At 73.5% G+C, this 11,633-nt stretch carries 11 protein-coding genes; 4 read left to right on the top strand and 7 right to left on the bottom strand.

All coding sequences use genetic code 11. The features are described 5' to 3' along the window. Positions 1 to 30: 30 nt before the first annotated feature. Entirely contained in the window at positions 31 to 642 is a 612-nt protein-coding gene (locus F9B16_RS32655) for a TetR/AcrR family transcriptional regulator (RefSeq protein ID WP_151544081.1), read from the top strand. On the opposite strand, the gene F9B16_RS32650 is transcribed toward F9B16_RS32655, so the two are convergent. From F9B16_RS32650 to F9B16_RS32640, 3 genes are all read right to left on the bottom strand, one after another. After that, on the bottom strand, positions 626 to 2,365 hold the full coding sequence (locus F9B16_RS32650; RefSeq protein WP_225992145.1) for a multicopper oxidase family protein: 1,740 nt from the start codon (positions 2,363 to 2,365) through the stop codon (positions 626 to 628). The two genes, F9B16_RS32655 and F9B16_RS32650, sit on opposite strands and share 17 nt — an antisense overlap. Before the next feature lie 220 nt (positions 2,366 to 2,585). Beyond that, a complete protein-coding gene (locus F9B16_RS32645; protein ID WP_151544079.1) occupies positions 2,586 to 3,077 on the bottom strand; it encodes a hypothetical protein in 492 nt (163 codons plus the stop codon). Beyond that, positions 3,074 to 3,565: an RNA polymerase sigma factor gene (locus F9B16_RS32640; RefSeq protein WP_151544078.1), complete on the bottom strand. Its 492-nt coding sequence runs from the start codon at positions 3,563 to 3,565 to the stop codon at positions 3,074 to 3,076. The genes F9B16_RS32645 and F9B16_RS32640 overlap by 4 nt, the downstream gene beginning before the upstream one ends. 90 nt (positions 3,566 to 3,655) lie before the next feature. Between F9B16_RS32640 and F9B16_RS32635 the strand changes: the two genes are divergently transcribed. Continuing rightward, the gene (locus tag F9B16_RS32635; RefSeq protein WP_151544077.1) at positions 3,656 to 4,822 is read left to right on the top strand and encodes a phytoene desaturase family protein; all 1,167 of its coding nucleotides are present in this window, start codon (positions 3,656 to 3,658) and stop codon (positions 4,820 to 4,822) included. 59 nt (positions 4,823 to 4,881) lie between these two features. Here F9B16_RS32635 and F9B16_RS32630 read toward each other — a convergent pair whose 3' ends face one another. From F9B16_RS32630 to F9B16_RS32615, 4 genes are all read right to left on the bottom strand, one after another. Next, positions 4,882 to 5,541, bottom strand: coding sequence for a DNA alkylation repair protein (locus F9B16_RS32630; protein ID WP_151544096.1), 660 nt, complete (start codon positions 5,539 to 5,541; stop codon positions 4,882 to 4,884). 76 nt (positions 5,542 to 5,617) lie between these two features. After that, entirely contained in the window at positions 5,618 to 6,022 is a 405-nt protein-coding gene (locus F9B16_RS32625) for a PPOX class F420-dependent oxidoreductase (protein ID WP_151544076.1), read from the bottom strand. Positions 6,023 to 6,115: 93 nt separating this feature from the next. Then, positions 6,116 to 6,955 carry a metal-dependent hydrolase gene (locus F9B16_RS32620; protein WP_151544075.1) on the bottom strand — a complete coding sequence of 280 codons (840 nt, stop codon included), beginning with the start codon at positions 6,953 to 6,955 and terminating at the stop codon, positions 6,116 to 6,118. Continuing rightward, positions 6,952 to 8,505 carry a flavin-containing monooxygenase gene (locus F9B16_RS32615; protein ID WP_225992144.1) on the bottom strand — a complete coding sequence of 518 codons (1,554 nt, stop codon included), beginning with the start codon at positions 8,503 to 8,505 and terminating at the stop codon, positions 6,952 to 6,954. Before F9B16_RS32615 ends, F9B16_RS32620 begins: the two co-directional genes overlap by 4 nt. A gap of 166 nt (positions 8,506 to 8,671) precedes the next feature. Here F9B16_RS32615 and F9B16_RS32610 point away from each other — a divergent pair, with 166 nt between their 5' ends. Then, positions 8,672 to 9,811 (top strand): serine hydrolase domain-containing protein, encoded by a 1,140-nt coding sequence (locus tag F9B16_RS32610; RefSeq protein WP_192809100.1) that lies wholly within the window; start codon positions 8,672 to 8,674, stop codon positions 9,809 to 9,811. A 417-nt stretch (positions 9,812 to 10,228) separates the two neighbouring features. Continuing rightward, positions 10,229 to 11,542, top strand: coding sequence for a PucR family transcriptional regulator (locus F9B16_RS32605; protein WP_151544072.1), 1,314 nt, complete (start codon positions 10,229 to 10,231; stop codon positions 11,540 to 11,542). Positions 11,543 to 11,633: the final 91 nt, after the last annotated feature.

Here is an 11,633-nt window from a genome sequence, read left to right as displayed (position 1 = left end):
AACGACAAACAATTACGGAGGGGCAGCGCGATGGCGACTCGCGGCAGGCCGCGCACCTTCGACCCGGACACCGCCCTCCGCCAGGCCCTGGACGTGTTCTGGGAACGGGGCTACGAGGGCACCTCGCTGAGCGACCTCGCCCGGGCCATGGGCATCGCCTCGGCCAGCATCTACGCCTGCTTCGGCAGCAAGGAGCAGCTGTTCCGCAAGGTCATGGCGCTCTACGGCGCGACGTCCGGCGAGCGGCCGAGGCGCCCGCTGCGCGAGGAGCCGACCGCGCGCGCCGCCGTCCACGCCATGCTGCGCGCCACCGCCGACGAGATCACCCGCTCCGACGCCCCGCACTACTGCATGCTCGTCCTCGCCGCGCCGACCGGCGCCGTGGAGAACCACGCCGTCCGGGAATTCCTGGCCGACCTGCGGCACGGCATGCGCGCCGAGATCAGGGACCGGCTCGCGCGGGGTGTCGCCGACGGCGACCTCGCCGCGCCGCCCGCCGGCCTCGACGCCATGGCCCGCTACTACGCCACCGTGGTGCAGGGCCTCTCCATCCAGGCCCGCGACGGCGCCACCCGCGCCGAACTGGAAGCGGTCATCACCTGCGCGATGGCCGCCTGGGACACCCTCACGTCCGCTCCGTGACGATCGTCCACGGGCGCATGAGGTCGTCGTCCTCGTGTTCGAGGATGTGGCAATGCTGGATGTACGTCGCCGGAAACTCGGTGCCGCTGCCCGGAATCGACGCGATGCGGCCGGTCGGCGGGGCGAACTCGGCGATGACGATGCGGGTCACCGATTCCGGATAGACCTTGACGGTGTCCTTCCAGGAATGCGCCTCGTCCGGGTCCGGGGGAATCGGCGGGCCGGTGACGTAGTGCTCCAGCACCGGCCTGTCCGCCGGGACGCGGCCGCCGTCGAGCCATTTCCGGAAGGCGTCCCGGTAGGCGGTCGCGTCGATCGGCTGCCTGTTCAGCACCTGGAAGTTCACGAGGTGGACGTGCATTGGGTGCGCCTCGTGGTTCGGGTTGACGTACTCCCAGATCTCGGACGAGCCCGCCGCGACGAAGTCCTCGGACGGCGCCATGAACGGCACGCCGTTGAACGTCATGCCGTGGAAGGCCGCCTTCTGGTGGACGACCCATTGCCGCCGCCGCGTACCGGGCCTCGGCCGGATCGGTTCGACGGGGCGGAGCGCCAGTTCCTCGGGCGGCGTCGTCGGATCGCCGCCCTCCGGCATCGGCTCGGTGACCCGGAACTGCATGACCTCCGAGATCTCCGGCCCGCCGCCGCCCGGGTAATGGACCGGCGCGTTGTAGTTCCGCAGGGTGACGGTCGTGCCCGGCGGGACCCGGCCGAAGTCGATGACCAGGTCGTACCGTTCCGCCGGTGAGATCAGGAAGTTCAGCATCCGCAGCGGAGCGCGGAACCCGCCGTCGGTGCCGATCAGCCAGAACGGCAGGAACACCTCCGGGGCCGCGTCCCCGTCGGCGTGGAAACGCAGCCGCCAGAAACGTTCGTTCGAGCCGTTGAGAATGCGCAGCCGGTAACGGCGCGGCTGGACGGCCAGGAAGGGATATGCCTTCCCGTTGACGACGGGGGTGTCCGCGCCTTCCGCATGGGCGAGGGTATAGGCGAGCGAGCCGTCCTCGTTGAACGTCCGGTCCTGCAAGATGAGGGGGATCTCGAATTCGCCGCGCGGCAGGCCGAGCCGTTCGTCGGCGGGGTCGTCGACGAGCCAGAGCCCGGCGAGGCCCGCGTAGACGTTGAGGCTCGTGATCCCCATGGCGTGGTCGTGGTACCAGAGCATCGCCGAGCGCTCGCGGTTGGTGTAGACGCAAATCGCCTCGTTGGGCGCGGTCTTTCCCGGATCCAGGGTGGTGTAGAACGGGCCGCGCACGCCCTCGGGACTGAACCATTGCATCGGTGCGCCGTCGGACTGCGGCGGGGTGAACCCGCCGTGCTGATGAACGACGTTCCACACGTTGACGTCCGGCGGAAGGGACGGCATGCCGTGATAGCGCGGCGGAGCGAGCCGGGGATCGCCTTCGCGGATCCGGTCGATCACGAACTGGAACATGTGGCGGTCGGCCGGCAACTCGGTGCGGTATTTCACGACCGCCGGACGCCCTTTGGTCGCGTTGACGGTCGGCCCGAGGTACCCCATACCGAGCGGCCTGTCAGGGTCGTGCGGATTCCCGGCCCAGTAACCCCATACGGGTGCCGGATCGAGATCCCGGTGGAAACACCATTCGCTCTCCCGCATCGTGATCTCGTAGTAGTCGGCGCCCGGATAGACGGACGGATCAGGAACGGCCGAGACCGGCCGGGGCAGCGGGTCGACGAACTTCTCCAAGGGCGGAGTCACCGGCACATCGGCACTTCCGCGCCCATGCCCCCGACCGTGCCCGGGATCGTGAACCGGCGACGCGTCCGCCGGCAAGGGCTGGAAAGCCCGGCGGAGCAGCAGGCCCGAGCCGCCGACGGCACCGGCCACGAGGAAGCCCCTGCGCCCGACGACCTTCCCCATCCGTCCGTCCCCCCTGGCCGCCGCGCCGCAGGGTGGAGTCTCGCCGGGAAGATCGATCTCAAACGCCGGTGGCGAGCCTCTCGATCGTCCTCAGCTCCTCGTCGATCTTGGCCAGGGCGGCGTCGCGGTCCGGCGGCCCGCCCCCGCCGGGCCCGCCCCCGCCGGGCGCGGCGTCACGGACGCGCCGGTGCTCGAGATGCGCCAGCAGCGTCGCCCCGTCCAGCGGCCGGGCGGCGAAGGCGACGACGACCGCGGCCGACTGCATCAGGCACCAGCCCGGCCGGAGCCTCGCGTCCATCGGGTCCTCGCGGCCCGAGCCGTCCTCCACCAGCAGGCGCAGGAACTCGCCACGCTCCTCGACGATCCGCAGGCGGGCGACGGCGGGCTCGTAGCGGGGGACGGTGTTCTCCAGGTCCGCGATGACCCGCCACACCGCGTCGAAGGGCGCGGCGATGCGGCGCTGCCGTACGGCCGCGCCGGGCAGGCCGGCCTCCAGGACGGCGAGGCGGTCGATCGGGTCCATGCCGGGCAGCGCCACCGGATCGTTCACGAGTCCCACACCTCCCGGAACGCGGCCCTGGCCCGATGCAGCCGCGATTTCACCGTGCCCATCGGGATGTCCAGCGCCGCCGCGATCTCCTGCTCGGTGAGCCCCTCCCGGGTGCGCAGGACGAGCACCGCGCGCTGCGCCACCGGCAGGCGCGCGAGGGCGTCGTCGATGTCCACCAGCCCTTCGGGCGAGGGGGCGGAGCGGTCCACGGCCGCCGCCTCCGCCGCGACCTCCCGGTCGCTCCGGTGCGCGAGCCGGACCGCCGTCCGGACGGTCACCGCCCGCGCCCACGTCATGATCGCCTCGGGGGCGCGCAGCGACGGCAGCCCACGGAAGATCGCCAGCAGCGCCTCCTGCGCCGCGTCGTCCGCCGCGCCCGGGGCGATCCGCGCGCAGAGCCGGCGGACGTACGGGGCCAGCTCGTCGATGAGCCGGTCCAGCGCGAGCGCGTCGCCCTGCTGAGCGGCCGCGACGGTCTCCGGGTCCACGTCCCGAAGATTAACCGGAACCTTCCGGGCGTCCCCCGCCACCTTCCCTACAGGAGGAACCGCACAGAACCCCACAGAAAGGCCTGACCTGTGACACCAGACCTGACGATCGTCGGCGCGGGGCTCACCGGGCTCACCGCCGCCATCGAGGCCGCCGAGCAGGGCCGGCGGGTGGCCGTCGTCGAAGCGCACTCCCGTCCGGGCGGGCGGGCGCGCACGCTCGACGGCCCGTACCGCGCCAACACCGGACCCCACGCGTTCTACGTGGACGGGGCGTGGTGGGCCTGGCTGGAACGCCGCGGCCTCACCCCGCCCGTCGTGGCAGCGCCGCGCCGTCCCCGCCTCGTCCGGACCGGCGGGCGGCTCACCGCGTGGCCGGACGAGCTCGGCGCGGCCATCGCCGCGCTGCCCGCCGAGGCACCGGACGCCGAACGGTTCCGGGCCTGGCTGCTCCGGCACGTCGACGCGGCGACGGCCGAGGCGATCATCGGCGTGTGCTTCGTCTTCACCTTCGACCACGACCCCGGACGGCTGGCGGCCGGGTTCGTCCACCAGCGGCTGCGCCGCGCGCTCGCGGGCGGCGTCCGGTACGTGACCGGCGGCTGGTCCACCCTCGTCGACCTGCTCGCCGCCCGCGCCGCCGCCCTCGGCGTGCGGACGAGCACCGGAACGCGGCTGCCCGCCCCACCCGGCGGCCCGGCGATCATCGCCACCGGCCTCGCCACGGCGCGCCGGCTGACCGGCGACCCGTCGCTCGCCTGGACCGGCGCGCGCGCCGCGACGTTCGACCTGGGCCTGCGCGCCGGCGCGCCCGACCCCGGCTGGTTCCGGCTGACGGACCTCGACGACCGGATCTACGTCGCCCGCTACAGCCTCGCCGACCCCACGCTCGCGCCGGACGGGCACGAGCTCGTCCAGATCGCCGCCGCCTGCGCCCCCGGCGAGCGCAAGCGCGACGCCGAACAGCGCGTACACCGCCTCCTCGACGAGGCGTGGCCCGGCTGGCGCGCGGCGGTGGAGTGGCGGCGCGGCGCCGTGCGCACCGACTGCAGCGGGGCCCTTGACCTGCCCGGGACGACTTGGCGCGACCGCCCCGCCGTCGGCCGCGGCGACACCCTCGCCGTCGCGACGGACCAGTCCGCCGCCCCCGGGCTGCTCGCCGAGGTCGGCGTCGCCGCCGCGCACCTGGCCCTCCAGCACATCGACGGCACCTCCCGCGAGCCCGGATCCGCCCGCGAACCTGCCCAGCCCCGGTGACCTGCGCCCAGCCAACCGTCACGGAACCGGCGGCGCCCCACCGCGCCGCCGGTTCCGTCCTACCGCACCGCCGGTGGCGTGCCGCCCTGGCGGCGCACCATCTCGCCGATCCATACCGGCGCGTACGGCGACGTGCAGCCGGGCGACGTCGGGTAGTCCTTGAGCACCTCCAGGCGCTCGCCGATGCCGATCGCGCGGGCGCGGTGCTCGGCGTGCTCGATGCCGATCTGCGCGAGGCAGGTGTTCATCGCCCACTGCAGCCGGTCCGGGGCGTCCTTCATCCCCGCCTCGATGACGTCGAGCAGCCCCGCGAGGTCGAGGCCCTCCGGCTTCTTCACCACGCGCTCGGCGGTCAGCGCCCAGCCGGCCGCCGCGACCACCGGATCCGGGTCGCCGGACCACGCCACGCGCAGCTCCTCGGCGTGCGGGCTCTTCTTCACCGCGTAGTTAACGAGCCAGTCCTGGACCTTCGGCGTGCGCGCCTCGCGCATCATCGCGTCCAGCTCGGCGCGCTCGAACGCCTTCGGGCGGCAGATCAGGAGCGCCAGCAGCCGCGCCGCGCCGTCGCCGGTCGCCCAGAGCCCGCGCGCGAGGTCCTGCTGCGTCTTCAGCCGCTTCGCGAGCGCGCGCAGCTTCCCGAGGTTCACCCCGTGGTCGTCGCCGTGCCGCTCGTTCACGGCACGCGCCTTCGGGTCCTCCAGCGCGGCCAGCTCGGCCATCACCTCGTCCACCGTCGTCCCGGCCACCTCGACCTCCCATGTCGCCCGGTGCCCGAGGATAGGGCGTGCTCCGAGGTCAGGGGTGGTGGACGGTGCGCCGGACGCGGCGGTCGCCGGTGAGCGGGCGGCCGTCCAGGTTGCAGCTCCACGACAGCAGCGGCGTGATCTTCATGTACGGGCGGGGCCCCGACGCGGTCGCGCGCTCGACGAGCTCGGCCTCGCCGTAGACGCGCAGGTACCGGGGCGACCACGGGTCCGTGCAGGGCACGTCGTCGACGACGATCGCGATCTTGGCGTTCCCGGACCGCACGTTGCGGAACTTGCGGGTCCGCGCCGGGTCGCCGCCGCCGACGAACAGGTGCGTCCCGTCGAAGTCGAACCCGACCGGGGACACGTCCGGCTGCCCGTCCGGCCCGACGGTGGCGATCCGCGCCAGCCGCTGCGACCGCAGGTAGGCGACCTCTTCCTCGCTGAACGACACCGCTGCTCCCCCTCGTCCAGGCCACGTCCTTGATCAGCAATTGTGGGGCATGATCCCCGTGCCTCCGCACGCGGCGCCGAGGACGGACGCGGGCTACTTGAGCTTCGCGGTGAGGGCGCCTTCGGTGCCGAAGAGCTCCTCGCGCCAGCGTTCGAGCAGCTCGGTGTTGTCGAGGTCGTCCGGGTGGAAGCCCGGCTTGTTGTAGGCGCGCAGGCGGCGGACGACCTCGGGCGCCAGGAACGGCGAGTGGCGCAGCCCGGCGATGCTGCGCAGCAGCCGTCCCGGCCGGTAGGCGGCGCGGTCGGTCGCGAGGGAGACGAGCGTGCCGGTGATGACCAGCAGCAGGAACCCCGCGCTGATCCACCGCATCGTCCGGATCCGGGTGCGCTCGCTGCCGCCGACGTGCCGGAAGACGTCGAACGCGACGGCCTTGTGCTCGGACTCCTCCAGCGCGTGCCACAGCAGCACCGACCGGACCTCGGTGTCGCCGAGCAGCGCCTGCGCGCGCGGGCTGGTGAGCAGCACCTCGGCGAGGGTGGCCGTGTAGTGCTCCAGCCCGGCGGTGAACCCGAGCCGGACGATCGGCGGCAGGAACCGGTCGGCGAGGCCGAGGTCGCGCCGCACGACGGCGGAGAAATGGCGGGTCGGGTACCCCATCTCGTGCAGCGCCCGGTTGAGGCGGTCGTGCTCGCGGCCGTGGACGACCTCCTGCCCGATGAACCCGCGGACCTGCTCGGCGAGGTCCGGGTCGGTGATCCGGTCGCGGTAGTGCCGGACGGACCGGACGAAGAAGTCCTCGCCCGGCGGGAACGTCGCCGACAGCAGGGCGACGACATGGCTCATGACCAGGTCGCCGTCCACGTAGTGGCGGCGCATCGAGCCCTTCGGGTGGTCGAAGGCGACCCTGCGGGTGCGGATGGTGCGCTCTGTCATGCGGGCCTCGTCTCGGACGCGGGGGACGCGGAGGACGCGGGGTCTCCGAGCGCCGTCGTCTCGGGGACCGTGTAGGCGTAGTCGTCCAGCGGGAACGTGCGGGCGGCCCGCGCGGCCTGCGCGGCGCTCGTCGGCCGCAGGTAGGGCGTGTCGCCGTGGTGGTCGAAGTAGTAGCTGTTCGCGGTGGCGCAGCCGTTGGTCGCCCACAGCGAGCCGGCGAGCCGGTCGCGCATGCGGTTCGTCCAGCGCTCGGTCGGCTCGGGCCGCACCTCGACCGCGGTGGCGCCGCGGCGGCGGGCCTCCTGGATCACGCGCACGACGTGCGCGGACGTCGTCTCGACGAGCTGGTGCCAGGTGCCGCCGACCCAGCCGTACGGCCCGAACATCATGAAGTGGTTCGGCAGCCCGGGGATGCTGATCCCCTCGTAGGACGCGAGCCGGTGCTCGGTGTAGAACGTCGCGAGGTCGAAGCCGTCGCGGCCGCGCACCGGCGTCCGGCGGAACACCTCCGGGTCGCTGGCCAGGCGGAACCCGGTCGCGAGGACGATCGCGTCGACCTCCCGCTCGTGCCCGCCGGCGGTGCGGACGCCGGCGGGGGTGACGCGGTCGATGGCGTCGGTGATGAGCGAGACGCCGGGGCGGTTGAACGTCCTGAGGTAGGTGTTGGAGACGGACGGGCGCTTGCAGCCGAGGCCGTAGCGGGGGGTGAGCCTCCGGCGGGTCTCGGGGTCCCTGACCTGCGTCCGGTACCAGACGGACCGGGCGAGCCGGGCGCCGCCGTGCGCGATCCACGGCGCCCTGCCGTGCCCGACGACCAGGTCGATCAGCACCATCTCGACGCCTCGCGTCGCGATCCGCCGCACCGCCTCCTGGACGCGCGGCGCCCGCCGGAACAGCCGCCGCAGCGGGCGCGGGATCGGCGCGTCCAGCTTGGGCCCGACCCAGATCGGGGTGCGCTGGTAGACGTCCAGCCGGGCGGCGCGCCGCGCGATCTCCGGGACGATCTGGACGGCGCTGGCGCCCGTCCCGATGACCGCGACCCGCTTTCCGGTCAAGTCGCATCCGGGGTCCCAGGCGGACGAGCGCAGCACCGTGCCGGTGAAGTCGTCGATGCCGGGGATGTCGGCGGGCTTGGGGTCGACGAACGCGCCGATCGCGCTGACGACGAACCGCGCGGTCAGCTCGCCGGCGGGCGTCCGGAGCCGCCAGAACCGGCCGCCCTCGTCCCAGATCCGCTCGGTGACCTCGGTGTCCAGCCGGACGTGGCGGCGCACGCCGTAGCGGTCGGCGAGCCCGTCGAGGTACTCCTTCACCTCGGCGCCGGGCGCGAACACCCGGCTCCAGCGCGGGTTGAGGGCGAAGCTGAACTGGTAGGCCTGCGCGGGCACGTCCACGCCGACGCCGGGATAGACGTTGTCGCGCCACGTCCCGCCGATGTCGCCGGCCCGTTCGAGCACGACGAAGTCGCCGATGCCCGCGCGCTGGAGCGCGATCGCCATCCCGATGCCGCTCAGCCCGGCCCCGATGATCGCGACCTCGGTGTCCGGCACGGCGAACCTCCCGTTATTGGAAACATTGTCGAATATAGCTCGCGGCGGCGCCCGGCGGGAGGTGTCGGTAGGTACACCTCCGAGAGGGTGTCCAGGGCCAATGCGGGCCGGTCCCGGGGCCGGAAGCCTGGGTGACGTCAGCTTCCGAGCCGCTGAGGAGAACCCGATGGCCCGCATGATGGTCCGCGTCCTGTCCACCGCGCTGGCCGGCGCCGCGCTCACCGCCGCCGCCGTCCCCGCCGCGAACGCCGCCGCCAACGCCGCGGGCCCTCGGGGCAGCGGCAAGGGGCTGGACGCGAAGGTGCAGGAGCGCGCGGACAAGCTCGTCGCGGACGGGGTGCCCGGCGTGATCGTCCTGACGCGGCGCGGCGGACGGGTCGCGCACGTCACCGCGGGCGTCGCGGACAAGGCGACCGGCGCGCCGATGGACGCCCGGCTGCTGTTCCGCGTCGCCAGCGTCACCAAGACGTTCACCTCGACGGTCGTGCTGCAGCTCGCCGCCGAGCACCGGCTGTCCCTGGACGACACCGTGGAGAAGTGGCTGCCCGGCCTGGTCCGCGCGAACGGCAACGACGGGTCGAGGATCACCGTCCGGCAGCTGCTCGCGCAGACCAGCGGCCTCAACGACTACACGCCCGACCCGCGGGTGATGTCCGACCCGTCCCGGACCTGGGAGCCCGCCGAGCTGATCGCGATCGCGACGGAGAAGCCGCCGCTGTACGCGCCGGGGACGAGCTGGAACTACTCCAACACCAACTACATCCTCGCCGGGCTGATCATCGAGAAGGCGACCGGGCACCCCGTCGGCACGGAGTTCCAGCGGCGCATCTTCACGCCGCTGCACCTGCGCCACACCTACTACCCGACGACGGACCCCGGGTTCCCCGGCCCGTACGTCCACGGCTACTACGCCGACTACGGCGACGTCAGCACGCAGATCAGCCCGTCGAGCGCCCGGACGTCCGGCGGCATCGTCAGCACGGTCGACGACGTGGCGCGCTTCCACCGCGCCCTGTTCACCGGACGGCTGCTCCCGGCGAAGCAGATGCGCGAGATGCGGACCGTCCAGCCCGTCAACGACGACGGCGTGGTGGAGGACTACGGCCTCGGCGCCGCCCGCATCACGTTCTCCTGCGGATACGGGTGGGGCCACGACGGCGGCTTCCCCGGCTACCGGACGTGGACGTACACGAGCGCCGACGGCCGCCGCCAGGCGATCATCACCTACAACGAGTCGAAGTTCGAGTACGACAAGACGTTCCGCGCCGACCTCGCCAAGGCCGCCGAGACGGCCTTCTGCGGCTGACCGCCCCGCGCGCTCCGCGGCGGCCGCCTCGTCCGGACGGACGGGGCGGCCGCCGAATCTGAATCTTCTTCTAACAACCGGCGATAAATAATCGAGGAATCGCCTGATATTCGGCACTTTCCCGACGGCCAGCAGGTCAGGCGCCTACAGCACGGTCCGCGCGTTCGGTTATAAGCAGATGAGCAGCGGCCACCGTGATTTGTTCTTTTGCTCTACAGAACGCCCCCGGTGCTCCTGCGTACCGTCGAAACGTCCTGGACCGCAGGCGGCCGGCGCGCGGGGGTCCCCGCTCGGCGCGTCCCACCCCCGCCCGCGGTCTCGAACTACCGCCGCCCGCGCCTGCCGGGTCGGGAGGGGCGACCCCACCCCGACCCCCCGCTCCCCGGCCCGCGCGGAACGCGGTGACGGAGGTGTCCGATGACCAGAACCCTCGACCCTGGAGGTCTCGCCGAGCGCTCGTCCGCGCTCCCGCCGCGGCTCGCCCGCATCATGCGCCCCGAACTGCCCAGCCTCGCCGAGGAGATCGTCGCCGAGATCCGGCGCGCCATCCCCGAGTACGCCCGCCCCATCGACGGGCCGTACGGGCACGTGCTGCGGATCAGCGTCGAGCACAGCCTCTCCGCGTTCGTCGACCGGGTCGCCGCACCGCCCGGCGCACTGCCCGGCGCACTGCCCGGCGCACTGCCCGGCACGCCGCCCGGCGCGCCCGCCGTCAACGACGGCTCCGCCGGTACCGCCCGCATGCTCGGCCAGTACGAGGCGCACGAGGGCCGCAGCATGGACAGCCTGCAGGCCGCCTACCGGATCGGCGGCCAGGTCGCGTGGCGGCGCGTCATGAAGGTCGCGCCCCGCCACGACATCTCCTCCGCCGTCATGTCCCGCCTCGCCGACGCGCTGTTCGTCTACCTCGACGAGCTCGCCGCGCTGTCGCTGGAGGGCTACCTGGAGGCCAAGGCCCGCCCCATCCCTGCGATGGACGACCGGCGCCGCCGCCTCCTGCACCGCCTCGTCGAGGACCCGGGCGGCGACGTCGCCGAGGCGGCCGAGACCGCCGGCTGGACCGTTCCGGCCGAGGTCACCCTCGTCGCCGTCGAACCCGAGGCCCGCTGCGTGTGGACCGCGCTGGACGAGGACGTCCTCGCGGACCTCGAATGCGCCGCCCCGCACCTGCTGATGCCCGGCCCGTTCACCGCAGCGCGCCGCGCGATGCTGGCCGCGGCCGTCCCGGGCCGCCGCGTCGCGGTCGGCCTCACCGTGCCGCCCGCGCAGGCCGCCGACTCGCTGCGGTGGGCGCGGCAGGCCCTGTCCCTCGCCCTCGACGGCGTCTTCGACGACGAGCCCGTCGTCCTGTGCGAGGAGAACCTCGTCACCCTCTGGCTGCTGTCGGACCCGGCGCTGGTCGAGCAGCTGACCCGCCGCCGCCTCGGCATCCTCGACGGCATGACCCCCGGCCAGCAGGACCGGCTCACCGAGACCCTGCGGACCTGGCTGGTCACCCGCGGCACCGCCGCCGAGATCGCCGAGCTGCTGCACATCCACCCGCAGACCGTCCGGTACCGGATGCGCAAGATCGAGCAGACCTTCGGCGAGGAGCTGGAGGACCCGGAGGCCCGGTTCGGCATCGAGGTCGCGCTGCGCGCCGCGTTCCTGCGCTCGCGGCGCCCGTCCCCCGGGCCGCGCCGCCCCAGCCCCGTCTCCCATCCCGCCCCGCGGCTCCGCCGCCTCAAGTAGGGCCGCCGGCCCGGTCCGGTCCGGTTCGCGCGCCGGGCCGGCGTCCGCGGACGGTATGTGGCGATGTCGTGCGGATGCGTTCCGCCGCGAG

This window comes from Actinomadura montaniterrae, from assembly GCF_008923365.1.
GTDB lineage: Bacteria > Actinomycetota > Actinomycetes > Streptosporangiales > Streptosporangiaceae > Spirillospora > Spirillospora montaniterrae.
This window is presented reverse-complemented; position numbering and strand designations above follow the sequence as displayed.